The 22,478-nt window shown below is 54.2% G+C and carries 26 protein-coding genes; 18 read left to right on the top strand and 8 right to left on the bottom strand.

The genetic code is table 11. The features are described from left to right. Positions 1 to 8: 8 nt before the first annotated feature. On the bottom strand, positions 9 to 962 hold the full coding sequence (gene sppA / locus PYL13_RS02120; RefSeq protein WP_275640362.1) for a signal peptide peptidase SppA: 954 nt from the start codon (positions 960 to 962) through the stop codon (positions 9 to 11). 249 nt (positions 963 to 1,211) lie between these two features. Here sppA and lptC point away from each other — a divergent pair, with 249 nt between their 5' ends. The 8 genes from lptC (at position 1,212) to PYL13_RS02080 (ending at position 7,600) form a co-directional block, all read left to right on the top strand. Next, positions 1,212 to 1,877 (top strand): LPS export ABC transporter periplasmic protein LptC, encoded by a 666-nt coding sequence (gene lptC, locus PYL13_RS02115; protein ID WP_192486637.1) that lies wholly within the window; start codon positions 1,212 to 1,214, stop codon positions 1,875 to 1,877. A 12-nt stretch (positions 1,878 to 1,889) separates the two neighbouring features. Continuing rightward, on the top strand, positions 1,890 to 2,453 hold the full coding sequence (locus PYL13_RS02110; RefSeq protein WP_192486636.1) for an LptA/OstA family protein: 564 nt from the start codon (positions 1,890 to 1,892) through the stop codon (positions 2,451 to 2,453). Positions 2,454 to 2,486: 33 nt separating this feature from the next. Beyond that, positions 2,487 to 3,272: an LPS export ABC transporter ATP-binding protein gene (gene lptB, locus PYL13_RS02105; RefSeq protein ID WP_192487798.1), complete on the top strand. Its 786-nt coding sequence runs from the start codon at positions 2,487 to 2,489 to the stop codon at positions 3,270 to 3,272. A gap of 45 nt (positions 3,273 to 3,317) precedes the next feature. Further along, positions 3,318 to 3,575: a hypothetical protein gene (locus PYL13_RS02100; protein WP_275641411.1), complete on the top strand. Its 258-nt coding sequence runs from the start codon at positions 3,318 to 3,320 to the stop codon at positions 3,573 to 3,575. Beyond that, on the top strand, positions 3,475 to 4,962 hold the full coding sequence (rpoN, locus tag PYL13_RS02095; RefSeq protein ID WP_275641352.1) for an RNA polymerase factor sigma-54: 1,488 nt from the start codon (positions 3,475 to 3,477) through the stop codon (positions 4,960 to 4,962). The genes PYL13_RS02100 and rpoN overlap by 101 nt, the downstream gene beginning before the upstream one ends. Before the next feature lie 250 nt (positions 4,963 to 5,212). Further along, positions 5,213 to 5,788, top strand: a complete 576-nt coding sequence (gene hpf, locus PYL13_RS02090; RefSeq protein WP_192486634.1) for a ribosome hibernation-promoting factor, HPF/YfiA family — start codon at positions 5,213 to 5,215, stop codon at positions 5,786 to 5,788. Between the two features lie 72 nt (positions 5,789 to 5,860). Further along, entirely contained in the window at positions 5,861 to 6,322 is a 462-nt protein-coding gene (gene ptsN / locus PYL13_RS02085) for a PTS IIA-like nitrogen regulatory protein PtsN (protein ID WP_192487797.1), read from the top strand. Positions 6,323 to 6,454: 132 nt separating this feature from the next. Further along, positions 6,455 to 7,600: a dienelactone hydrolase family protein gene (locus tag PYL13_RS02080; protein ID WP_275640361.1), complete on the top strand. Its 1,146-nt coding sequence runs from the start codon at positions 6,455 to 6,457 to the stop codon at positions 7,598 to 7,600. A gap of 60 nt (positions 7,601 to 7,660) precedes the next feature. Here the strand turns inward: PYL13_RS02080 and grpE are convergent, their stop codons facing one another. Beyond that, positions 7,661 to 8,311: a nucleotide exchange factor GrpE gene (gene grpE / locus PYL13_RS02075; protein ID WP_192486632.1), complete on the bottom strand. Its 651-nt coding sequence runs from the start codon at positions 8,309 to 8,311 to the stop codon at positions 7,661 to 7,663. A 119-nt stretch (positions 8,312 to 8,430) separates the two neighbouring features. Beyond that, a complete protein-coding gene (gene hrcA / locus PYL13_RS02070) occupies positions 8,431 to 9,522 on the bottom strand; it encodes a heat-inducible transcriptional repressor HrcA (protein ID WP_275641351.1) in 1,092 nt (363 codons plus the stop codon). 186 nt (positions 9,523 to 9,708) lie between these two features. Here hrcA and rph point away from each other — a divergent pair, with 186 nt between their 5' ends. From rph to hemW, 3 genes are read left to right on the top strand one after another with little or no spacing between them, the layout of a single operon-like run. Then, positions 9,709 to 10,425, top strand: coding sequence for a ribonuclease PH (rph, locus tag PYL13_RS02065; protein ID WP_192486631.1), 717 nt, complete (start codon positions 9,709 to 9,711; stop codon positions 10,423 to 10,425). Between the two features lie 14 nt (positions 10,426 to 10,439). Further along, positions 10,440 to 11,084, top strand: a complete 645-nt coding sequence (rdgB, locus tag PYL13_RS02060) for an RdgB/HAM1 family non-canonical purine NTP pyrophosphatase (protein WP_275640360.1) — start codon at positions 10,440 to 10,442, stop codon at positions 11,082 to 11,084. Then, the gene (hemW, locus tag PYL13_RS02055; RefSeq protein WP_275641350.1) at positions 11,084 to 12,289 is read left to right on the top strand and encodes a radical SAM family heme chaperone HemW; all 1,206 of its coding nucleotides are present in this window, start codon (positions 11,084 to 11,086) and stop codon (positions 12,287 to 12,289) included. Before rdgB ends, hemW begins: the two co-directional genes overlap by 1 nt. Positions 12,290 to 12,295: 6 nt before the next feature. Here the strand turns inward: hemW and PYL13_RS02050 are convergent, their stop codons facing one another. Then, complete coding sequence (locus PYL13_RS02050; protein WP_275640359.1) at positions 12,296 to 12,607, bottom strand: SelT/SelW/SelH family protein; 312 nt, start codon at positions 12,605 to 12,607, stop codon at positions 12,296 to 12,298. A gap of 130 nt (positions 12,608 to 12,737) precedes the next feature. On the opposite strand from PYL13_RS02050, the gene PYL13_RS02045 reads away from it, so the two are divergent. The 4 genes from PYL13_RS02045 (at position 12,738) to PYL13_RS02030 (ending at position 16,008) form a co-directional block, all read left to right on the top strand. Further along, positions 12,738 to 13,187: a DoxX family protein gene (locus PYL13_RS02045; protein WP_275640358.1), complete on the top strand. Its 450-nt coding sequence runs from the start codon at positions 12,738 to 12,740 to the stop codon at positions 13,185 to 13,187. A gap of 121 nt (positions 13,188 to 13,308) precedes the next feature. Then, positions 13,309 to 14,064 carry a type 1 glutamine amidotransferase gene (locus tag PYL13_RS02040; RefSeq protein ID WP_275640357.1) on the top strand — a complete coding sequence of 252 codons (756 nt, stop codon included), beginning with the start codon at positions 13,309 to 13,311 and terminating at the stop codon, positions 14,062 to 14,064. Between the two features lie 374 nt (positions 14,065 to 14,438). After that, entirely contained in the window at positions 14,439 to 15,503 is a 1,065-nt protein-coding gene (locus PYL13_RS02035; RefSeq protein WP_275640356.1) for a glycoside hydrolase family 25 protein, read from the top strand. 151 nt (positions 15,504 to 15,654) lie between these two features. Next, positions 15,655 to 16,008: a hypothetical protein gene (locus PYL13_RS02030; protein WP_192486625.1), complete on the top strand. Its 354-nt coding sequence runs from the start codon at positions 15,655 to 15,657 to the stop codon at positions 16,006 to 16,008. A 135-nt stretch (positions 16,009 to 16,143) separates the two neighbouring features. On the opposite strand, the gene lepA is transcribed toward PYL13_RS02030, so the two are convergent. The 3 genes from lepA to PYL13_RS02015 all read right to left on the bottom strand — a co-directional run bounded on the left by lepA (position 16,144) and on the right by PYL13_RS02015 (position 19,516). After that, a complete protein-coding gene (gene lepA / locus PYL13_RS02025; protein WP_259148043.1) occupies positions 16,144 to 17,982 on the bottom strand; it encodes a translation elongation factor 4 in 1,839 nt (612 codons plus the stop codon). Positions 17,983 to 18,043: 61 nt separating this feature from the next. Continuing rightward, positions 18,044 to 18,913 (bottom strand): carbon-nitrogen hydrolase family protein, encoded by an 870-nt coding sequence (locus tag PYL13_RS02020; RefSeq protein ID WP_275640355.1) that lies wholly within the window; start codon positions 18,911 to 18,913, stop codon positions 18,044 to 18,046. 3 nt (positions 18,914 to 18,916) lie between these two features. After that, positions 18,917 to 19,516 carry a GNAT family N-acetyltransferase gene (locus PYL13_RS02015; protein ID WP_275640354.1) on the bottom strand — a complete coding sequence of 200 codons (600 nt, stop codon included), beginning with the start codon at positions 19,514 to 19,516 and terminating at the stop codon, positions 18,917 to 18,919. Positions 19,517 to 19,624: 108 nt separating this feature from the next. On the opposite strand from PYL13_RS02015, the gene PYL13_RS02010 reads away from it, so the two are divergent. The 3 genes from PYL13_RS02010 (at position 19,625) to PYL13_RS02000 (ending at position 21,298) form a co-directional block, all read left to right on the top strand. Further along, positions 19,625 to 20,026 carry a ketosteroid isomerase-related protein gene (locus tag PYL13_RS02010; protein ID WP_250983291.1) on the top strand — a complete coding sequence of 134 codons (402 nt, stop codon included), beginning with the start codon at positions 19,625 to 19,627 and terminating at the stop codon, positions 20,024 to 20,026. A 111-nt stretch (positions 20,027 to 20,137) separates the two neighbouring features. After that, a complete protein-coding gene (locus tag PYL13_RS02005; protein WP_275641349.1) occupies positions 20,138 to 20,707 on the top strand; it encodes a helix-turn-helix domain-containing protein in 570 nt (189 codons plus the stop codon). Positions 20,708 to 20,779: 72 nt separating this feature from the next. Further along, positions 20,780 to 21,298 carry a GNAT family N-acetyltransferase gene (locus PYL13_RS02000; RefSeq protein ID WP_275640353.1) on the top strand — a complete coding sequence of 173 codons (519 nt, stop codon included), beginning with the start codon at positions 20,780 to 20,782 and terminating at the stop codon, positions 21,296 to 21,298. Between the two features lie 45 nt (positions 21,299 to 21,343). On the opposite strand, the gene PYL13_RS01995 is transcribed toward PYL13_RS02000, so the two are convergent. Beyond that, positions 21,344 to 22,417, bottom strand: a complete 1,074-nt coding sequence (locus PYL13_RS01995; protein ID WP_275640352.1) for an alpha/beta hydrolase family protein — start codon at positions 22,415 to 22,417, stop codon at positions 21,344 to 21,346. Between the last annotated feature and the right edge of the window lie 61 nt (positions 22,418 to 22,478).

The following is a 22,478-nucleotide window of genomic DNA, read 5'->3' as shown; positions in this document are numbered from 1 at the left end:
TTGGCTTTTTAGTGTGGCTCAACCTGCCAAACCGAAACGAGACCGTCAAGAAACAACTTGTCGGTTGCCTCGCTTGCGGCCCCTGCAAGTGGCAGAAAATCCTCATATCCGAGCATTCTGGCAACTTTTGCCAACCCGAGAAGTGAAAATGGCGTGGATGATGACGGCGCGCGCCAGTCAGCGACCGGCAGATTTTCGTCTATACCACGCTCTTTAAGGTAAGCGCGAATCTCTTCATCGCCACCCAAACGGTCCACAAGCTTCACGGCCAGCGCCTGCCGACCGGTAAAGATCGAGCCATCTGCGAGTTTCAGAACCTCCTCGCGGGACAGTTTGCGACGATCGGCAACCAGATCAACAAACCAGTCATAGGTATCCATGATCATGCTTCGGATCATGGTTTTCGCCTCTTCAGGCGGCTCATGGAACGGTGACGGCTCTGCCTTCAACGGCGTCGATTTGATTTCCTGCAAGGACACGCCGAGCTTATCAAGAAGTGGGCCTACCTGTGGATACTGGAAAATAACGCCGATGGAACCGGTGATCGATGTTTCACCAGCTACGATAACGTCACCGGCACTGGCGATCATGTAACCAGCAGATGCTGCAAGAGTGCGGACGTCAGCGACAACCGGCTTCTTGTCAGACACGGCGCGAATTGCCTTGAAGATGCGTTCGCCGCCATAGGTCGTGCCGCCGGGCGAGGAAATGGAAACGATAAGCGCCTTGGCATTGTCGCTCTTGGCAATCTTGTCCAGCCGTTCCAGCAGTTCCGTATCGTCACGAATCAAACCGGAAATCTCAACACGGGCAACATGCGCCGAGCCGGATTTTGAGCTTGGAGTGTAAACCATGCGATATGCGGTAAAGCAGGCTGCTATAAGAAGAAGTACCGCTGCAACACGCCAGAATGTCAACTTACGGCGTAATTGCCGCCTGTCAGCGATTGCCATGCGATCCATTTTTTCACGTCCCTTGATGAGGTCTAGCGAAGGCTTAACACTATTTGCGTTACAGCCGGTTTTATATTGCCGCTCACGGGAAACAAATAAAAAAGCCTGTTTTCGGTAAAAATCACGCCCTACTTGTATGGCACGCATAAAAAACCATATTGGCAGAACCTTTCGCACATGCCAAAGACAAACGTTGAAACACAAAGGCCGACCCGGATTTATGGTATCCTGTCCGCTTTTACCCGGGACATCTAAGGAATGCTCGACAAGCTACGCGAATCGCCAGCACTTGCGTCTGTGCCCACCGATGGTGGCGCAGCCTATGGCACTGCTATGCGACATTCTTCGCGCGTTCGCCGGCTGAAAATCATTCTTCCGGCTGCTGCTCTGCTGATTTCCATGGTTTTTATTGGTGTGTCGCTGATCAAGGCCTGGTGGCCAGCTGACGTATCGGTAGAGAGCGCGACGATTGAAAACGGCAAGATCGTCATGGAAAAACCGGCTGTTGCGGGTCGAAATGATGATGGTATCGCCTATTCGATGACCGCCGATCGTGCCTTGCAGGACATTGCCAGCCCAAATTTGATGACACTTGAAAATGTGCTTGCCGCCGTTCCCATGAACGATATTGTGGCTAAGGTAACAGCAAGCGGCGGCGTGTTTGACCGCAACACCAACAAGATGCAAATGACTGCGCCGTTCGAGATCAATATGACCAACGGCATCAAGGCAAAATTCCAATCTGCAGATGTTGATTTGCGTGCTGGCAAGATGCAAACGAGTGAAGCGGTAGACATTACTACCAAAGATGGTTCGATTGTTGCACAAAGCATGCAGATCGCAGATAATGGCAGAACAATAATTTTTTCGGGGCAGGTTCGGGCACGGCTCGCTGCATCGACCATACAACAAGCTGAAAATTGAAAGCCCGACCCGATGTCACGATCCTTACGTTGTTCGATTTTCCCAATCCTCGCGCTGCTGTCCGGCTCGGCTGCGGTTTTGACGCTGGCAGGAACTGCCTCCGCGCAAAACACAACGAGCCAGATGGAGGGGCTGAAGCTCTCCAACGACCAACCGATTGCCATTGAAAGCGATCAGTTGGAAATTCAGGACCAGGAGCGCAAAGCCTACTTCACAGGCAATGTGAAAGTTGTTCAGGGAACTACAACCTTGAAGGCCGGCAAGATGACCGTGCTTTACAAGGGTGAAGGATCGTCGCTCACCAGCGGTAATGCCGATATCGAAAAGATTTTCGTCGATAACACGGTGTACCTGAATTCCGGCACACAGGAAGCAACGGCCGATCATGGCGAGTTCGACATGGCAGCCCAGACCTTTATCCTGTCGGGCAAGCAGGTGGTGCTATCTGAAGGCAAAAACGTTTTCACCGGCTGTAAGCTGACGGTGTTCATGAACACCGGACAGGCAAAGCTGGACAGCTGTGGTGGGCCGGTTCGCATTTTGCTCGACCCGAAATCACAGAAAAAACAGCCATAAGAATTGCTCGTGAAAATTCCTTCTCTATCTCGCCTGTTCTCCGACAAAGCCACGCCCGGCAACCCCCTCAATCTCTCAGGGGATAAAAGCCGTTACGAAGGCACACTGATCGCGCACAGCCTGTCGAAAACCTACAACACCCGCCGGGTAGTGAATGGGGTTTCCCTTGTGGTGCGCCGTGGCGAGGCCGTGGGCCTGCTTGGACCCAACGGTGCGGGCAAGACAACCTGTTTTTACATGATCACTGGCCTTGTGCCGGTTGATTCCGGGCGTATAGCCATCAATGGCAATGACGTGACGGGAATGCCGATGTACCGCCGCGCCCGCCTTGGCGTTGGCTACCTGCCACAGGAAGCCTCGATTTTCCGCGGCCTGACGGTCGAGGATAATATTCTTGCCGTTCTGGAAGTGCACGAGAAGGATCGCAAGAAACGCGATACTAAGCTCAACGAACTGTTGGAAGAGTTCCACATTGCGCATCTGCGCAAATCGCCGGCGGTGGCATTGTCGGGTGGTGAACGCCGACGTCTTGAAATTGCCCGTGCGCTCGCCACAGACCCAACCTTCATGCTGCTCGACGAACCATTTGCCGGTGTCGATCCTATTTCTGTGAGTGACATCCAGAACCTTGTGCGGCATTTGACGGCACGTGGCATTGGCGTTCTCATCACCGATCACAATGTGCGTGAGACGCTGGGACTGATTGACCGGGCTTACATTATTCATGCCGGTGAGGTTCTCACCCACGGTCGCGCGACCGATATCGTGAACAATCCCGATGTGCGCAGGCTCTATCTCGGAGATAATTTTAGCCTGTAATCGCTCATTCGCGAAAGAATCTTGCTTTAGACGCTCCTGTTGTGCTTGACCAAATCTCATAAAAAAGCAATTTTTGGGCCAAGTGCTATTTCATTCACCGCCAACCTTAAAAAAAGCGGTCAGGAAGGCGTTGAAGGGGAGTTTCGCGTCCGTCATGGCATTATCCGCCAGCCTTTTTCTGCGTCAAAGCCAATCGCTCGTCATGACGCCACAGCTGATGCAATCAATCCAATTGCTTCAGATGACTTATGGCGAGTTGGAACAATTCATTGCGCAGGAGGTCGAAAAGAACCCGCTGCTTGAATTTGCAGCAGGTGATGAGGGCGTGAGCAGTGACACCCCCGATGACAGCTTTGGTGTTGCCGAGCCGGATTTCGAGCCTTCAGACACACATGCTGCCGATCAGGATGAGTGGTACAACGAACGCAGCACTGGGCTTGGTGAACAGCTCGATACCAGTTTCGAAAACGTATTTCAGGATGATGGTAACCAGCGCAAGGCGGATGCCCCTGAACTGGCCGATCAATGGAAATCGATGCCAGGCAATGATAGCGGCGAGGCTTATGACCTTGACGACTTCGTCGCGGCAAAAACCAATTTGCGGGATTACATCAACCAGCAAGTGCCGTTCATTTTGCAGGATGCCACTTCTCGGGTAATTGCCGAAATCCTTGTGGATCAGTTGGATGAGACCGGCTACATCCACGCCGATACCGTGTCCGAGACAGCCGAGCGTCTGGGCAAGGATGCGCAGGATATCGAACGCATCGTTGCCGCCTTGCAAACGCTCGATCCCCCCGGGATCTTCGCCCGTTCTTTAAGTGAGTGCCTGGCGATACAGCTTCGACAAAAAGACCGGTTTGACCCCGCCATGCAGGCGCTCGTCGGCAATCTGGAGCTGCTAGCAAAGCGAGATTTTGTAACCCTGAAAAAGCTCTGCGGTGTGGATGAGGAAGACCTCCTCGACATGCTAGGCGAAATTCGTGCACTCAACCCGCGTCCCGGCTCAGGCTTTGAAGCCTCTGTTTCAGAAACGATCGTGCCTGACGTGATCGTTCGGGAAACACCTGATGGAACGTGGCTTGTCGAACTCAATCCCGACGCATTGCCGCGCGTTCTGGTCAATCAGTCCTACTATGCGCAGATTTCGCGCCTGCCCGCCCGTAAGGGCGAGGACGAAGGATTTTTGTCCGAATGCCTTCAAAATGCAAACTGGTTGACAAGAAGCCTCGACCAACGCGCCAAGACAATTATGAAGGTTGCCAGCGAAATTGTCAGGCAGCAGGATGCGTTCCTGATGCATGGTGTTGACCACCTTCGCCCTCTCAATCTCAAGACCGTGGCGGATGCGATCAAAATGCATGAATCGACCGTCAGCCGCGTCACGTCAAAAAAATATATGCTGACACCGCGCGGCATGTTCGAGCTGAAATATTTCTTCACGGTTTCCATTGGTGCCGTGGAAGGAGGCGACAGCCATTCGGCCGAAGCTGTGCGTCATCGCATAAAAGTGATGATCTCTCAGGAGACGCCCGATGCCGTTCTCTCCGATGATGACATTGTGGACAATCTGAAGCAAGGCGGGGTCGAATTGGCTCGCAGAACAGTCGCGAAATATCGTGAAGCGATGAACATTCCCTCGTCTGTGCAGCGCCGGCGGGAGAAGAAAGCCCTTGCAAAACTGGGCTAAGGGCGCCGTTTGCCACCGACAGCACATTAACGAACCGTAAATATATGCCTCCAGCCGCCTTTGGTAGCATTGACTCCTGATTGCCCCAAGAGTAGAAGCGCGCACCTTTACGGGATGATCGAGACGAACAAACTCCCTTAATCGAAAGGCAGAACGCCGCAGCAAGGCCAAAGAGGTCTGGAATCGCTTGGATGAGCGCGTGGCTTGACGTAAGCTGGTATTCGCAAATCACTACAAAAAGGAAAATTCCATGAGTGTGCGTGTATCTGGTAAGCATATGGAGATAGGTGAATCGTTCCGTCAAAGGATCGAGGATGCGGTCGGCTTGGCGGTTACGAAATATTTCGATGGGGGGTATTCTGCTCAAGTTACTGTTCAGAAATCGACGTCCCATTTTTCGTGCGACTGCAAGCTGCATCTGGACACCGGAGTGGTTCTTCATGCTGCGGGAGAAGCAAACGAGCCGCAAGGCAGCTTCGACGCAGCAGCGGCCCGAATCGAAAAGAGGCTTCGACGCTACAAGCGCAAACTGAGAGACCACCATGCTGGTGGGCACGTCCCTTCCTTCGAGGAAATTCCTTATACGGTTATGGACGCCGTTCCGGATGAAGATGATGAAGTGCCGGACGATTACGCGCCAACAATTGTCGCGGAAAGCTCGAAACAGATTAAAACCATGTCTGTGGCAAATGCCGTGATGGCACTTGATATGACAGACGAACCGGTCCTGCTTTTCCGCAGCCCGGGAACCGAATACCTCAATATCGTTTATCGTCGTCACGACGGTAATATCGGCTGGATTGATGCAGCCGCGATAAAGGGTTGAACAGTCGGAATACGTTTGGCGGACGTGGTCACCACGCCCGCCAATCACTCCGGTGATACAAAGGAAGACGAAATGGCATTGGCAGACCTGCTGCAACAAGATGCGATTATCCCCGCCCTCAAGGTCAATTCCAAGAAACAGCTTCTCCAGGAACTTGCTGCAAAGGCATCCCGGATTACAGGTGTTCCGGAACGCGAGGTATTTGACGTCATTCTGCAACGGGAACGGCTTGGTTCCACCGGTGTTGGACATGGCATTGCCATTCCGCACGGCAAACTCGAAAGCATTTCATCGATCGTCGGTGTATTTGCACGTCTGGAAAGCCCCGTGGATTTCGAGGCGCTTGACGACCAGCCTGTTGATCTGGTGTTTTTGCTGCTGGCGCCTGAAGGTGCAGGTGCTGACCACCTGAAAGCCCTCTCACGCATTGCTCGCGTTCTGCGCGACCAGGATCTTGTTGCCAAGCTGCGTGCAACCGATTCGGACACGGCAATATATGCCTTCCTGAACCAAGAGCAGGCCAACGCCGCTTGAGGCTGCACGACGGCGTGCAGCAGTCTATCAACAGCGATCTGCTTTAAAAATCCCCTTTAAATCAATTCCGATTTTTCATTCCATGCGGTAAATCAACCGTCATCAGACGTGAGCGCTGATGACGGAGGATGCATGGAGCCGGAAAAGCGTGGGGCCAGCGTTGGTGATGACTGTTCATTTGACCTCGACCAGATGCCTGATGTGCAAATGACCGGTGTAACCGGAGACCACCTGCCGGTTTTCAGTGAGCAACTGAAACAGCGACTGACCTTTTCAATGGCATGGACGCCTGAGGTCAGCGATCTCGAGGAGTGGAAGGCTCGAGCTCGAGCAAAGATCTGGGAACTCACTTGGCAGACACCAGACAGAACTGGTTTTGATCCCGAAATTGTCGATGAAATCGACCGTGGTGATTTTATTGCCCGGAAGATTGCGTTCAACCTTACGCGCGACAGCCGGGTTATTGGCTTGCTCTTGTTACCCCAGGGCAAGGGACCATTTCCGGCAACTGTTTTTTACCATGACCATGGTTCCAAATTCGATATCGGCAAAGAAAAACTAATTTCGCCTTGGGATGATCCAGATAAGCTGCACTCCGCACAAGGGTGGGCAGATAGACATTTTTCAGGAAGGTTTCCCGGTGACGAGTTGGCACGCCGCGGTTATGTCGTGCTGGCAGTTGACGCACTCGGCTGGGGCGATCGCGGGCCGTTGACGTATGATGGACAGCAGGCGCTGGCGGCCAATTTTGCCAATATGGGGAGTTCCCTTGCCGGTCTGATGGCGCTTGAGGACACCCGCACCGCAGAATTTTTGGCCAGCATGCCAGAGGTCAACAAACAACAGATCGCATCAGCAGGGTTTTCCATGGGCGCATTCCGCGCCTGGCAGGCTGCAGCTCTGACCGACACTATCACCGCGACGGTGGCGGTGAACTGGATGGCCACAGCAAAGAGTCTGATGGTGCCGGGTAACAACCAGCTGCGTGGTGGTTCTGCTTGGCACATGACCCATCCGGGCCTTATGCAGTTTCTGGATTATCCCGATGTTGCAAGCCTTGTGGCACCGCGGCCCATACTGGTCTTTGCCGGCAAGGAAGACAGGCTTTTTCCCGTCAGCTCCGTCACTGAAGCCTTGCAAAAAATGGGGCGTGTATGGGCTGCATGGCAGCGTGCAGACTGTCTGGACAGCAAAATCTGGCCAGGTGCCCATGTTTTCGAGGCCGAGCAGCAGGACTACGCCTTTGATTGGCTGGATCGGCAATTCTCCCGATCCTGACGCTAAAAAACCCCGATTGATGACCGGGGTTTAAAAGTTTCAAACGCTGGTGATCAGAGATCACGCATCTTTTTCATTCAGGCTGCCAGTCCCTGGCTCAGCCCCTGCTGCGGCTTCACCCTTTGGGCCACCCTTGGCAACACCAACCATGGCAGGACGCAGAACACGGTCACCAATGGTGAAGCCTGCCTGAACGACCTGAACCACCGTATTGTTGGGAACCGCAGGGTTTGGAATTTCAAACATCGCCTGGTGGAAGTTCGGGTCGAACTTTTCACCTTCCGCTTCGATCTTGCGAACACCGTGGCGTTCAAGGGTCGAAAGCATCGAACGCTCGGTCATTTCAACGCCTTCGATAAGACCTGCAATGCCGGCTTCAGCATTTTCCTTCAACTCGGCAGGAATTGCTTCGAGCGCACGACGAAGATTATCCGATACGGCCAGCATATCGCGGGCAAAACCAGCCACCGAATAAGCCTTGGCATCCTTCACATCGCGTTCTGTGCGGCGACGCAGGTTGTCCATTTCAGCAGCTAGGCGCAGGAACTTGTCGCGCAGGTCGTTGTTTTCCGCCTTTAGCGCCTCGGAAGGATCAGGTGTTTCTTCGACAGGCGCGGAATTTTCATCAACCGTAGCGTCCGCTACAGTTTCTTCATATGCCGTTTCCGCTTGCTTTGCGTCAGATCCGGTCTTGTTCGTGTCGTCGGTCATGACGGTCTCCAGATTAAATTTTGATGTTGCGCCCGATATCGATGTTTGACGGGCAAAAATCAAGGCTTAGCCGCCATTCGGTGCGCAAAGAACTGTCAGTTGAGGAATATGGCAGCTAACTATAGCGGTTTTCGCGATAACCGCCCCATCAACTGTGCCGTATAATCGACCATCGGCACAATACGGGAATAGTTTAGCCTTGTCGGCCCGATAACGCCAACAGCACCAACAATGCGATTGTCATCATCACGGTAAGGCGCGACGATCAGCGATGAACCGGACAGAGAAAACAACTTGTTTTCCGCCCCGATAAAAATACGTACCCCCGGCCCGCTTTCAGCCAGGTCGAGAATTTCAATCAGATTGTCCTTGCGCTCCAGATCGTCAAACAGCAGGCGCAGGCGATCCATATCTTCTTCGCTGCCAACCCCTTCCAGCAGATTGGAGCGTCCCCGAACAATAAGACGGCCGGGTTTACCCTCTTCGCTATCGCCGGCCCAAACGGCCAGACCACGTTCCACCAGATCCTGCGCCAATGTACCAAGTTCGGTCTGCACCTGTAATTTCAGCGCATTCAGTTCACTTCGCAGTTCATCCAGTGTCTGCCCGGACAAGTGGGCATTGATAAAATTGGCAGCCTCCGTCAACTGCGAAGATGTGATGCCGGCCGGCAGATCAATGATACGGTTTTCCACCTGATTGTGTTCACCGACCAGAATGGCGAGTGCTTTGAACGGCTCAAGCCGGATGAACTCGACATGTTTGATGACCACATCGTTTTTGGTGGTTATGACTAGCCCAGCGCCCCGCGACATGCCCGACAGGGTCTGGCTGGCCTGCGTCATCATTCCCTGCAGGGGTTGTTCGCGATTGGACAGTGGCGCGATATTCCGATCGATATTGGCGCGTTCGTCATCAGACAAGTTTCCGACCTGCATGAAGGCATCGACAAAAAACCGCAGACCGGAATGTGTCGGCAGGCGGCCCGCACTGATATGCGGCGAATAAATAAGTCCGAGCTCCTCCAGATCGCTCATCACATTGCGAACGGAGGCAGGTGAAAGCGACATGGGCAAAAGCCGCGACAGGTTACGCGACCCGAGCGGCTCTCCCGTCTCGAGATAACTTTCCACGATACGGCGGAAGATTTCGCGCGAACGTTCGTCGAGCGACGCGAATTGATCCTGTGCTATCGGAATGGAAAAACCCATATTGACCGTCATCTCTGTCGATTGCCTGAGACCATCAACTATAATCACTGATCGACCTTCGGCAAAACGGAAATTCCACTTCCCAAGATCGGTTTTGCGGCGCAAAACCGGGATAGATGGGCCAGAGCCTTCCAATTGCTTGGGAAAGGCACTAGAAGGCTCCGACCAATTCAAGAGGAGTCCGTCATGCGGCCGTCAGGCAGAAAAACAGACCAGATGCGCAAGGTTTCATTCGAGCGCAATTTTTCCAAGCACGCCGAGGGCTCCTGTCTCGTCAAGTTTGGCGATACGCATGTACTTTGCACTGCGAGCCTGGAAGAAAAGACCCCACCATGGCTGCGCAACAGCGGCAAGGGCTGGGTGACTGCTGAATATGGCATGCTGCCGCGCTCTACCCATGAACGCATGAAGCGCGAAGCTGCATCCGGCAAGCAGGGTGGACGCACACAGGAAATCCAGCGCCTTATTGGCCGTTCCTTGCGCGCTGTCGTTGACCTGCAGGCGCTGGGCGAACGCCAGATCAGCATCGACTGCGACGTCATTCAGGCCGACGGCGGTACCCGTACCGCTTCCATTACTGGCGCATGGATTGCCCTTCATGACTGCCTGAAATGGATGGAAAGCCGCAACATGCTGAAGGTCGAAAAGGTTCTCAAAGACCATATCGCTGCCATTTCCTGCGGCATTTTCGCCAACCAGCCAGTTATCGATCTCGATTATCTTGAAGATTCGTCTGCTGAAACGGACGCAAACTTCGTCATTACCGGTTCCGGCGGTATCGTTGAAATCCAGGGCACTGCCGAAGGCGCACCATTCAGCGAGCAGGAATTCCTGACGCTGCTCGGTCTTGCCAAGACAGGCTGCGCCGAACTGGTTTCCCTGCAAAAGCAGGCAATCGCCTGAGATCTGGATAAGACATGCGTAAACTCGACACCCGCACCATCGTCGTTGCCAGCCACAACAAGGGCAAGATTGCAGAAATCGCCGAACTGATCGGACCTTTCGGTTTTTCGGCAAAGTCGGCGGCAGAACTGAACTTCGAAGAGCCGGATGAAACCGGCAAGACTTTCGAAGAAAATGCTGCGATCAAGGCGCTGGCCTCGGCAAAGGCTTCCGGTCTTCCAGCTTTGTCCGACGACTCTGGCCTGGTGATTGATGCGCTCGACGGCGCCCCCGGCGTTTACACCGCCAATTGGGCAGAAACCGCCGATGGTACGCGCGATTTCGCCATGGCCATGGAAAAGGTTGAAAAGGCGCTTGCTGACAAAGGTGTGACGGATCCAAAGGATCGTGCCGCCCGCTTCGTCAGTGTTTTGTGCCTTGCTTGGCCTGATGGTCACACGGAAATGTTCCGTGGCGAGATCGAAGGAACTGTTGTGTGGCCGCCACGCGGCACGGCAGGTTTCGGTTACGATCCGGTGTTCCAGCCGGAAGGTTTCGGCACGACGTTCGGTGAAATGCCGTCTGAACAGAAACATGGCTGGAAGCCAGGCGACGCGACTGCACTTTCGCACCGTGCCCGCGCCTTCAAGCTTTTTGTTGAAAGCTGCCTCGAAGCATGATGACCAGCGCCGGGAGCGGTACTCTATCTGCACCCGGTGCTACTCTATTGCCTGATACCGGGGAACCCGGTTTCGGAATATATGTGCATTGGCCATTTTGCGCGGCCAAATGTCCTTACTGCGATTTCAATAGTCATGTCCGCCACAAGCCGGTCGATCAGGAGCGTTTTACAGCTGCGTTTCTGAAGGAAATGCAGACCATGCGCTCGCTTGGTGGCCCTAAGGTCGTCAGCAGCATCTTTATGGGTGGCGGCACGCCATCCCTCATGGAGCCTGCAACCGTCGGCGCCATTCTTGATGGCATTGCCAAATACTGGCATGTGCCTGACGGCATTGAAATCACTATGGAAGCCAACCCGTCCAGCGTCGAGGCTGAACGCTTCCGCGGCTACAGGGCCGCGGGCGTCAATCGCGTGTCGATGGGTGTTCAGGCTCTTAACGATCGGGATCTGAAGTTTCTGGGCCGTCTGCATGACGTTGCGGATGCGCTGAAAGCCATCAAGCTGGCACGCGAGATATTCCCACGCATGTCGTTTGACCTGATCTATGCCCGTCCCAATCAGACGGTGGAAGAGTGGGAAAAGGAACTGGCCGAAGCCATTTCCTACGCGGTGGACCATCTGTCGCTTTATCAGCTGACAATCGAAGAAGGAACAGCCTTTTACGGGCTGCACAAGGCCGGAAAACTGATTGTGCCGGATGGGGAGCATTCTGCCGTGCTATACGAGGCAACGCAGGAGATTACCGCCCGTCACGGCATGCCGGCCTATGAAGTTTCCAATCATGCCCGCCCCGGCGCTGAAAGCCGCCATAACCTGACCTATTGGCGTTATGGTGACTATGCTGGCATTGGTCCCGGCGCGCACGGACGCCTTTCGCAAAGCAAGGTGAAACTGGCGACCGCCACAGAGCGCAACCCGGAAGCGTGGCTTGAACTGGTTGAGCGGCAAGGCCACGGCATGATCGATCAGGAAATGCTGGGTTATGACGAGCAGGCAGACGAATTGCTGCTGATGGGCCTGCGCTTACGCGAAGGGATCGATCTGGTGCGCTGGCAGTCGCTGTCCGGGCGCGAACTGGACCCGGACCGCGAAGATTTCCTCATTCAGCATGGTTTCGTTGAACGTCTCGGCAATTCGCGCATTCGCTGCACGCCGTCAGGCATGTTGATCCTCGACAGCGTGGTTGCAGACCTAGCCTCTTAAGGCAGTTCAGGTATCCAATCCCTCATTGGCCTTGCGATCCGTATGGCCAAGATCACGTTCGGGATCGATCACGTCACGAATACGCTGCTTGAGATCTTTGGGTCCGGGAAACCCGCCATCTCGCTTGCGCTCCCAGATAAGAGTGTCGTTTATCGTGATCTCAAAACGACCACCGGTCGAGGGAACGAGTGCAACTTCGTGGAGGTCCTGACCAAAGGTTTGCAGCAATTCCTGCGCCATCCAGCCGGACCGCAGCAGCCAATTGCACTGTGTGCAATAGACGATGGCAACACGGGGCTTGGCGGTCGTATCGTTCACGGGCTTCTCCATCATCAAATCTCGTTCACGGAAATATTAACAAAAATAATCATGTTTTGACACGATGCTTGATTGTCTTCACGTCATACAGCTTTAGAGAAAACACCATGTTCAATTCATGGAGTTTCTTATGACGAATAATATTCAATCATCGCAGCGTCTCATCGTTCCGGCTGTCGCACCGGTCTATAACAGCACCCACCAAATCGTCGAAACCATTCTGCGTGTTGCTGCCGGTGTTCTTCTTGTGACGCATGGCTACGGCAAGATCATGGACCCCTTTCGCGCCGTTGGCATGGTGGAAAGCCTCGGATTTTATCCCGGCGTGTTCTGGTCACCTTTGCTCGCCGCGACAGAGTTTTTCGGCGGCATTCTGATTGCCATTGGTCTTTTCACGCGTCCTGCGGCTTTTGCCGCAACTATCGTTTTGCTTGTGACCGTTTACTTCCACGGCATCGTCAAAGCCGAGGGCTTGGCGGGCAGTGAGAAGTCGATCCTGTGGGCAGCTATCTTCCTGTTCTTTGCAGTGCGTGGCGGCAACAGCCAGTCCGTGGATGCCAAGCTGACAAAAGTGTTCTGATCTTTCTTACGCGCACAGAAAAATAGCTTCGACCAAAGGTGGCCAGCGCTGCCTTTGGTCTTGTCAAGCGACCAGTCGCATGGTCAATTTAGCGCGCTAAATTCGCTTACAGGTAGACTTCATGCGCGTCGCAATCATTGAGAACATGGCAGGTACACCCCACGGACAAGTGGGCGCCGCCCTGGCCGAGGTTAACGCCGAGCTTGATGTGATCAGCGTTTATCTCGGTGAGGCTGTGCCTGACAATGCAGACAGCTACGATGCGCTTGTGGTGTTCGGTGGCGAACAAAGCGCTGTGGATGATGAAAAATATCCCTACCTGCCCAAACTTGCAAAATTGATGCGTGACTTTACCGAAGCGGACAAGCCGGTTCTCGGTATCTGTCTCGGCAGCCAGTTGTTGGCGCGTGCCCATGGCGGCGAAAACCTTCTGAAGGTGACGCGTGAATTTGGCTGGGAAAATATAGAGGTCAACGAAGAAGGCCGACGGGATCCAGTGTTTTCCAGTGTTGGCGATAACTTCCGTATTTTCCAGTGGCACTATGACAGCTTTACATTGCCACAGGACGCGGTGCGGCTAGCCTCCAATGGCGCGGCAATCAACCAGGCTTTCCGGATTGGCCGCGCCTCCTACGGTACCCAGTTTCACTTCGAGGCAGACACCTCGGTGGTTGAGGGGTGGCGCAGCAATTTTTCCGACAGTATTGAAACGATTTCGCCGGGTTGGCTGGCCGGTTATGCCGACCAGAAGGCACAAAACGGCACACAGGCTGATGTGGCGGGACTTGCCCTGGCCCGCGCCTGGGTGAAGCTGATCGAGCAGAGGGACAACACCACGCAAAAGCAGGATCAGCAACCGGTTCTCGCTGGCTCGTAACGCTCAAAAACCGCGGTTCCGGCCTTATTGTCATTTTTTCAGCAAGCTTTGCGTGTGGTTGACAAGGCTTTAACGGCGTTCACCCACATTCATCAAACCTGCCACATTTCGCGGGCCTGAATTTCAAGTCTCTAGAAATGAATGGATTTTTACCATGTGGTCTCGCCACATTTCCTAACAGATCATCATGGTTGGCAGGTTCGGTTTCCGCTGAATGCGGCGCCGAAACCTCGGAAAATAGCCGTTTTACGGCCATAAACACATTCTGGTCGGACGCAATTTAATCTTTCTTGATAATTTTTCTTTAATCCTAGCAGAACGTTAGCGAGGAGGCTTTTCTCGTATTTTCTGTTTTGTTTTGAGTACGGATTCCCATGCGTTCATCTGTTGTGCCAGCATTGCTCCTTGCCTGCCTGACACTGTCCGGCTGTACATCCAGTTCTGGGCCAGAGAGCATCATGACAGGTGTTTCCTCTCCGTCCAGAGAAGTCACCAGCTCTGTAACTCCGACATCCGGCCCCATTCCTTCGGCGACAGTTGGCGGCGCACAGGCCTCCGGCTCTAATGAGCATCAGGAACTGCTGGCATGGGGCGGTCCCGTGCCGGAAGAACCTCAGGCATTTTCCGTTGTCGCGCCAAACGTTGGCATGCCGGTTCCCGACCAGCGCCCGGTCACGATGGCGATGGCAGCAAGCCCGGCGATCATGGCAGGCCCACAGGTACGCTCTCGGATCTATAGCCGCCAGTTCCGTGACGCTAAGCCGATCAATTTCGGCAAGGTTACGCCTAATCATTACGCCGTGCACGGCGTCGACGTTTCGCGCTGGCAGGCCAATATCGATTGGCAAAAGCTGCGCACACAGGGCGCAAACTTTGCCTATATCAAAGCAACCGATGGCGGCGACCATCTTGACCCGATGTTCAAGACCAATTGGAGGCTGGCCAAGGAAGCCGGTATTCGTCGTGGCGCTTACCACTTCTTCTACTGGTGCCGCCCGGCCAGCCATCAGGCCGAATGGTTCATTCGCAACGTGCCGCGTGACCCGGATGCCCTGCCGCCGGTGATCGACGTTGAATACAACGGTGAGTCCAGCTGCAAGATGCGTCTTCCACGCGCCAAGGTTCTGGAAAAGATGCAGGTGTTTATGGACATGCTGGAACGCCATTACGGCCAGCGTCCGGTTATCTACACCGCACCTGACTTCTACAAGGATCACCTGTCCGGCGAATTCCTCAACTATCCATTCTGGCTTCGTGCCGTTGCCCAGCATCCTTCCAAGGTTTATCCGGGCCGCAAGTGGGTGTTCTGGCAGTATTCAGGTTCGGGCCTGTCACAAGGCGTGTCCGGCAAGATCGATCTGAATGTGTTCAACGGCAGCATCGAAGACTGGCATCGCTGGCTCGCCAAATCCGGTCCGGCTCGCACCGCCAGCCGCTAGGGTTACTATTAAGATAGACCTAAAAGCGCCGTGGATAGCCCCGGCGCTTTTGTCATTTATGGCCAACGTTCCTCATGTTTTTAACCCTTGTTGACCGCAACTGGAACTCTTTTGCCGATCACGCGTTCTTGATCCAGAAGGAGGAAGTAACATGACGTATGATCCAAATGACAGAAATCCTGAACTTCGCCCACGGCCGGATTTGAATCCAAATGTGCCACCGCATATTGATCCAAATCTGGCACCGCCAGCACGCTCATCATCATCATGGGTTCCGTTCGGCGCTCTGATTGTGCTCATTCTGGCGGGTGTCTTTATCTGGTCGCAGATGGGTGGTCCAACAACGGACCCAACAACAACATCGTCAACGACCACACCGCCAGCCGCAACGGAGCAGGCTCCCGCAGTTCAGCCTATGGCACCAACAACGCCAGCTGAGCCGCCAGCTAACAATGCGGCGCCTGCTGCCCCAGCAACGGGTGGTGGCACATCGACCACCCCATAACCTAACGGTTACCGGGAGGAGCGAGAGCTGTCCGTCTTTCGAGGCGGGCAGTTTTCTTTTTACAGAATGTTTATTCTGAACAAAAAAGGGAGGCGTTCGCCTCCCTTTTTTATTGTGGATTTTGATGTGTAACGCTTAGTCGTCGCTCATCTTCAGGGCAGCAATGAACGCTTCCTGCGGAATATCAACCTTGCCGAACTGACGCATGCGCTTTTTGCCTTCCTTCTGCTTGTCCAGAAGTTTGCGCTTACGGGTGGCGTCACCACCATAGCACTTGGCTGTCACGTCCTTGCGCATGGCTGAAATCGTTTCACGGGCGATGACGTTTCCGCCAATAGCCGCCTGGATCGGGATCTTGAACATGTGGCGAGGGATAAGATCCTTCAGCTTTTCGCACATGTCGCGACCGCGCTTTTCGGCAGCGGTACGGTGCACCAGCATAGAAAGCGCATCCACCGGTTCGCCGTTGACCATGATCGACATCTTGACGAGGTTGCCTTCACGATAACCATCCAGATGGTAATCGAAGGACGCATATCCCTTGGAGATGGATTTCAAGCGGTCGTAGAAGTCGAACACAACTTCGTTCAGCGGCAATTCATAGGTAATCATCGCACGCTTACCGACATAGGTGAGTTCGGTCTGGACGCCGCGGCGATCCTGACAGAGCTTCAAAATGCCACCAAGATAATCGTCCGGCGTCAGAATGGTCGCCTTGATCCATGGTTCACGAATTTCGGCAATCTTCACCACATCCGGCATATCAGCCGGGTTGTGCAGCTCGCGCTCGGAGCCATCGGTCATCGTCAACTGGTAGACCACCGAAGGTGCAGTCGCGATCAGATCGAGATCGAACTCACGTTCGAGGCGCTCCTGAATAATTTCAAGGTGCAGAAGACCAAGGAAACCGCAGCGGAAACCGAAACCGAGAGCGGCGGACGATTCCATTTCAAACGAGAACGACGCATCGTTGAGGCGCAGCTTGCCCATGGCGGCACGCAGGTCTTCGAAATCTGCCGCATCGACCGGGAACAGTCCGCAGAAAACCACAGGCTGGGCGGGCTTGAAGCCCGGAAGAGCCTTTTCGGTCGGGCGCTTATCTTCAGTGATGGTATCGCCAACGCGCGTATCCGCCACTTCCTTGATCGAGCCGGTGATGAAACCGATTTCGCCCGGGCCGAGGCTATCGACGGCGACCATCTTAGGTGTGAGGACACCGACGCGCTCCACCTGATATTTCGCATCCGTGCCCATCATGCGGATTGTTTGACCCTTGGTCAAAACGCCATCCAATACGCGCACCAGAACCATGACGCCGAGATAGGTGTCGTACCAGCTATCAACGAGAAGCGCCTTCAGCGGGCCCTTTTCACCAAGCTCACTCTTCGGTGGAGGCAGCTGATGCACGATGGCTTCCAGCACGTCTGGAATACCAAGGCCGGTCTTGGCCGAAATGAGAACGGCTTGGCTAGCATCAATGCCAATGACTTCCTCGATCTGTTCCTTGATGCGATCCGGCTCGGCAGCGGGCAGATCGATCTTGTTCAGAACGGTAACGAGCTCGTGGTTGTTATCGATCGCCTGATAGACGTTGGCCAGCGTCTGAGCTTCTACGCCCTGCGACGCATCCACCACCAGTAGCGACCCTTCGCAGGCAGACAGAGACCGCGACACTTCATAGGCAAAGTCGACGTGGCCGGGGGTGTCGATAAGATTGAGAACATAGGTCTCACCATTGTTGGCCTTATAGTGCAGACGCACGGTCTGGGCCTTGATGGTAATGCCGCGTTCGCGCTCGATATCCATATTGTCGAGCACCTGCTCGGACATATCGCGTTCGGCAAGACCACCGGTCGACTGGATCAACCGGTCGGCCAATGTCGATTTGCCATGGTCGATATGGGCAACGATCGAGAAGTTGCGGATATGGTCAAGCGGGATGCGGTTCGGATTTGTGCTCATGCCCCGGGCTATAGCAGGGGCTTCGATAGTCGAAAAGTGGGAATTCGTTAAAAGGCCACTAAATATGGGCCTTTCATACGTCAAATTGCTCCGGCCAGTCACGGAGGGTGGCCACCTGCCCCTCGGTTCGCAGTTTTGCGACGGCGTCGAGATCGATGTCGGTGATCAGCCAATGGCTATCGACCACATTGTCGCTTTTGCTTTCTGCCACAATACCCGAAGGCGGCATGCCGTAGTCAGAGGGAACGTAGAGAGCAGCGCGGCCGCGATTTTCATCAACCGCTGGTGACCAGGGTGCTTCCCCCGCTGTTGGGGAGGACAGTACGGCATACTGATTTTCCAGCGCGCGGGCCTGCGCGCCGATGCGCACCCGGAATGCACCGGCCAGCGTGTCAGTGCAGCTGGGTGCCAGAACTAGCTCTACGCCCAGCTCCGCCAGCTTGCGGCCAAGCATCGGGAATTCGTTATCGTAACAAATCAGGATGCCGAGTTTGCCAACCGGTGTATCAAAGGCTTTTAGCCCCTCGACACCGGCGGCAATGTTCCATTTTTCCCGCTCAAACCGGGTCATGATCTGCTTGTCCTGATACCCGATCAACCCGTCCGGTCCAAACAGCCAAGCACGGTTGCGATATTTGCCATCTGGGTCCTTGACCGGCGCGCTACCCGGCTGAAACACGATGCCATGGCTGCGTGCCAGTTCTTCACATAGTTCCAGCCAAGCCGGCAGCAGGGGCTGCAGCGCATCGATGGACTTGTGCAGATCGGAGCGGATATCAGCCGGCAGCAGGCCGGTCAGTGTCAGCGCGGAATATTCCGGTAAAAGCGCAAGTTCGGCACCGTCCTGCGCCGCTTGTCGTATCAAAGCGCTTAAATGTGCAACGTAATCTTCCCAGCTTTCGATAAGTTCAATTGCGTATTGGCAAGCGGCAAGTCTGGTCATGAATTACGCCTCGATCTTTCGCATCCAGAAGGAAAGGGTTTTTGGGCTTTTTGCCGTCTCATCCAAATCCTGCCAGGTGAATGTGGTGCTCAGTTCCGGCTTGTGGACGTAACCGCGATTTTCCCAGAAACTGTTGAGTGGTTTGTAGTCTGCGGGCCGTCTTGGATGATCCACAGGACGTTCCACCGCACAGAAGGTGCAATAGTCAAAACCGCCAACCCGTTTTGCCTGCGCCTCTCGTTCTTCAAAAAACCGAACACCAGCGCCCTGCCCGCGATATTGTGGCAGAAGCACGCTCTCACCGAAATAAAAGATCCGAGCAGGATTATAACCAGCTGCGATGAAAGGTTTTTTCACCTCGTCGGTTTCTGACGCCATTGGAATTCCCGTCGACATGCCAACGACTTTGCCGTCATCCAGTGCCAGCACCACAACGGCACCTTGCGAATTGGCATAGGTGGCCAGATATTCCCGCTCATGCTCGATCGTGCCGTCATACAGATATGGGAATTCCCGGAAAACACCGATACGCAAGCGGGCGAGGTCATCAAAATAAGGTACAATATCGGCACCGGATGCGGATTTGATTTCGAGTGCTTTCATGTCAGTTGAGATACTTTCCGATATACAGCATTTTCACCTTGGTTGCGCCCGGTTATATCGTGACGACCAAAGTGAGCCAAGTTGTGTTGCAGACCGATGGAGATAAAGATGACAGCAGCCGCCACCATCCACGCCTATTACGATGCTTTCAACCGTCAGGACATGGATGCTTTCCTGGCCCTGCTCGACGAAAACGTGGTTCACGACATCAATCAGGGTGAGCGCCAGACCGGCAAGGCGGTATTTGCGAAGTTCATGGATCACATGAACCGTTGCTACAAGGAAACCCTGACCGACATGGTGATTATGGCCAGCGAAGACGGCAAGCGCGCGTCTGCAGAATTTGTCGTCAACGGTGAATATCTGGTGACCGATGAAGGTCTTCCAGAGGCCAATGGACAGAAATACGTGCTTCCAGCGGGTGCCTTTTTTGAATTAAAGGACGGCAAAGTTAGCCGGGTAACAAACTACTATAATCTGAATGACTGGATCGCTCAGGTCGGCGCATAAGACTATCAAAAACAACGAACCTGCTTTCACGCAGGTTCGTCACTTTTCGAATATTCCACTATAATACCCGTTGACTCCATTATAAGAGAATGCAAATCTCTGATCATGGACATGGAAAACGACATTCTCGAAAAATCGATTGGCGAGCGGGTCCGCACGTTGCGTGCTGAAAACGATATGACGCTCGACCAGCTCAGTCTTGCTTCGGGCGTCAGCCGGGCGATGATCTCGCGTATTGAACGCGGCGAGGCGAGCCCTACCGCCTCGCTCCTGGCCCGGATTTGCGCCGCACTTGGCCTTTCGCTGTCAGGCTTTTTTTCTGAAGACGAGACAGTCACTCCAATTGTCCGCAAGGCAGAACAGAAAATCTGGCAGGATCCGGAAACCGGATATGTACGCCGCGCCATTTCACCGCCGCGCGTCGGCTCGGATGTCGATATTGTTCAGGTGGAGTTTCCAGCTGGCGCAAAAGTCAGTTTTCCACCGCACTCTGCTTCGCATGGCATGACCCAACATGTCTGGCTGCTGCAAGGCACGCTGGAAATGACGACACAACAGGATGTCTATCTCCTTTCGCCGGGCGATTGCCTGTTCATGCCGGTTGGCGAAGGCCACGTTTTTCACAATCCGGGTGAGCGGCCCGCCCGCTATTGCGTCGTTTTGGACCGGCGAGCCCGCTGACACGCCGATAAAACACATCACAAATTTCTCAATGACAGTCCCTCATCGATTTACGTTTACCGGCAGGTACCTATGGCAACGATCCGAATTTTAGATGCAGCAGATACATTAAATGCCCTGCCTCACCTGTGCGAGGTTTTGTCGGATTGCGTCAATGACGGGGCATCGGTTGGTTTCATGCTGCCCTTCACTCCGCAAGACGGGGCAGACTTCTGGCGGAATGTGGCTGCCGGCGTCGATACCGGTGACATCATCCATGTTGTCGCGGAGGTTGACCGCGTTGTTGTCGGAACCGTTCAGGTGGGTCTGGCGTCAAAACCAAACCAGCCACATCGCGGCGACCTGATGAAACTGCTCATTCATCGCTCGCAACGCGGACAAGGACTTTCTCGTCTGCTGATGGATGCGGTAGAAGCAGAAGCTGCCAAACGCGGGCGCACGCTTCTCGTTCTTGATACGGCAACCGGTAGCGATGCTGAAGCAATCTATCCACGGTTCGGGTGGCAACGGGTAGGCGTTATCCCCGATTACGCTCTGTTCCCCGATGGCCGGTATTGCAGCACGACGATCTTTTACAAACGCATCGCGTGATAAAACGCCGGGTTTTCCCGGCGTTTTGTTTTACTGACATTTGGTTCAATGGCCGTTTTTCAGGGTGCGGGTGAAGCTATCGACAATGGTTTTAATGAGTTCCTGATGAATTTCAGCACGGTCCCGCAGACCGGCATCGCTGCAAATGGGGTCCAGTTCACCAATGGATTCAAGAAAAGCATTGGCGTCCTTTTTGCAAACCGGCAGAAAGCTGAAATGGTCGGCACCGCCGAGCCGAACATAATTTGCCGAGGAGATCTGATGCGACAGCTCATCCGCTTTGACGGCAACCGGAACCTTGCCCTCATCGCCGAGATTGATGAAGGTCAGTGGGATCGTCACGTCCTTGATGCTTTCGGGCTGGATGACCGTTGCCAGAGCGGGATCAACAAGAACCGCCGCCTTTATGCGCGGGTCCCTGTTGGATTGCTCAAACCGTCCCTTGTCGACGGTGCGCAAATCAAGCTTCGGCACGGATACCGCTTCGTCATTCACATAACCGCGCCCACCGGCAAACCAGCGGCAATCCATCATGTCTGAATGGTCTTCACAATAACGCACAAACGAATCAAGATCTGCACGCAAACCGGAAATTTCCATGGCCGCCGCACCGCCCAGCGAAAAACCCAAGACACCTACACTGCTCTGGCTGATGGAAGACACCCAGGCCTTGTCGGTGGTCAGGCTTGTGACTAGGTTTGAGAGGTCTTGCGTACGCTCCCAGATTTTTGGTGTGTCCTGTGGTGTAGAATAACCGCTCGTGGTGCCGGGATGGTTGGTGCCAGCCACGATGAAACCGGCCTCAGCCAGTTTCACCGCAATCCATGCCATGCCTTCAACTCTCGAACCTGAGCCATGAGACAACAGGACGAGCGGAAACTGGCCCGTTTTGATGGTGGCATCCTTGAAAGCCTGTGAACCTTCAAAAATCCTGGTATCGCTAACCAGTGTTTTTTCACCATCCCCCGCTGACGGGTACCACACCGTCACCTCGAGATTGCTGTTACGCTGTGGGGAAAAAACATTGATGTCGCGCACACCGACTGGCTCTGCTGAAAAGGCACCCGAGCCAGCCGTGCAGGCCATAAAAAGGGCAGCGATGGGAAGTTGAAACCGCATGAAAAACCTCGTTGAGTTGGATGAACGATGGCTCATGCTGGCAAAAATCAGATATTTAGCG

The sequence above is a fragment of the Agrobacterium sp. Azo12 genome, from assembly GCF_029193765.2.
Taxonomy (GTDB): Bacteria; Pseudomonadota; Alphaproteobacteria; order Rhizobiales; family Rhizobiaceae; genus Agrobacterium.
The sequence above is the reverse complement of the archived record's forward strand: the minus strand, read 5'-3'. Positions and strand labels throughout refer to the sequence as shown.

What these genes read in the sequence shown, in the direction of transcription:
- sppA (WP_275640362.1), bottom strand. Translation starts at nt 962, where the DNA reads ATGGATCGCATGGCAATCGCTGACAGGCGGCAATTACGCCGTAAGTTG.
- lptC (WP_192486637.1), top strand. Translation starts at nt 1,212, where the DNA reads ATGCTCGACAAGCTACGCGAATCGCCAGCACTTGCGTCTGTGCCCACC.
- PYL13_RS02110 (WP_192486636.1), top strand. Translation starts at nt 1,890, where the DNA reads ATGTCACGATCCTTACGTTGTTCGATTTTCCCAATCCTCGCGCTGCTG.
- rpoN (WP_275641352.1), top strand. Translation starts at nt 3,475, where the DNA reads ATGACGCCACAGCTGATGCAATCAATCCAATTGCTTCAGATGACTTAT.
- hpf (WP_192486634.1), top strand. Translation starts at nt 5,213, where the DNA reads ATGAGTGTGCGTGTATCTGGTAAGCATATGGAGATAGGTGAATCGTTC.
- ptsN (WP_192487797.1), top strand. Translation starts at nt 5,861, where the DNA reads ATGGCATTGGCAGACCTGCTGCAACAAGATGCGATTATCCCCGCCCTC.
- PYL13_RS02080 (WP_275640361.1), top strand. Translation starts at nt 6,455, where the DNA reads ATGGAGCCGGAAAAGCGTGGGGCCAGCGTTGGTGATGACTGTTCATTT.
- grpE (WP_192486632.1), bottom strand. Translation starts at nt 8,311, where the DNA reads ATGACCGACGACACGAACAAGACCGGATCTGACGCAAAGCAAGCGGAA.
- hrcA (WP_275641351.1), bottom strand. Translation starts at nt 9,522, where the DNA reads ATGGGTTTTTCCATTCCGATAGCACAGGATCAATTCGCGTCGCTCGAC.
- rph (WP_192486631.1), top strand. Translation starts at nt 9,709, where the DNA reads ATGCGGCCGTCAGGCAGAAAAACAGACCAGATGCGCAAGGTTTCATTC.
- rdgB (WP_275640360.1), top strand. Translation starts at nt 10,440, where the DNA reads ATGCGTAAACTCGACACCCGCACCATCGTCGTTGCCAGCCACAACAAG.
- hemW (WP_275641350.1), top strand. Translation starts at nt 11,084, where the DNA reads ATGACCAGCGCCGGGAGCGGTACTCTATCTGCACCCGGTGCTACTCTA.
- PYL13_RS02045 (WP_275640358.1), top strand. Translation starts at nt 12,738, where the DNA reads ATGACGAATAATATTCAATCATCGCAGCGTCTCATCGTTCCGGCTGTC.
- PYL13_RS02040 (WP_275640357.1), top strand. Translation starts at nt 13,309, where the DNA reads ATGCGCGTCGCAATCATTGAGAACATGGCAGGTACACCCCACGGACAA.
- PYL13_RS02035 (WP_275640356.1), top strand. Translation starts at nt 14,439, where the DNA reads ATGCGTTCATCTGTTGTGCCAGCATTGCTCCTTGCCTGCCTGACACTG.
- PYL13_RS02030 (WP_192486625.1), top strand. Translation starts at nt 15,655, where the DNA reads ATGACGTATGATCCAAATGACAGAAATCCTGAACTTCGCCCACGGCCG.
- PYL13_RS02020 (WP_275640355.1), bottom strand. Translation starts at nt 18,913, where the DNA reads ATGACCAGACTTGCCGCTTGCCAATACGCAATTGAACTTATCGAAAGC.
- PYL13_RS02015 (WP_275640354.1), bottom strand. Translation starts at nt 19,516, where the DNA reads ATGAAAGCACTCGAAATCAAATCCGCATCCGGTGCCGATATTGTACCT.
- PYL13_RS02010 (WP_250983291.1), top strand. Translation starts at nt 19,625, where the DNA reads ATGACAGCAGCCGCCACCATCCACGCCTATTACGATGCTTTCAACCGT.
- PYL13_RS02005 (WP_275641349.1), top strand. Translation starts at nt 20,138, where the DNA reads ATGGAAAACGACATTCTCGAAAAATCGATTGGCGAGCGGGTCCGCACG.
- PYL13_RS02000 (WP_275640353.1), top strand. Translation starts at nt 20,780, where the DNA reads ATGGCAACGATCCGAATTTTAGATGCAGCAGATACATTAAATGCCCTG.
- PYL13_RS01995 (WP_275640352.1), bottom strand. Translation starts at nt 22,417, where the DNA reads ATGCGGTTTCAACTTCCCATCGCTGCCCTTTTTATGGCCTGCACGGCT.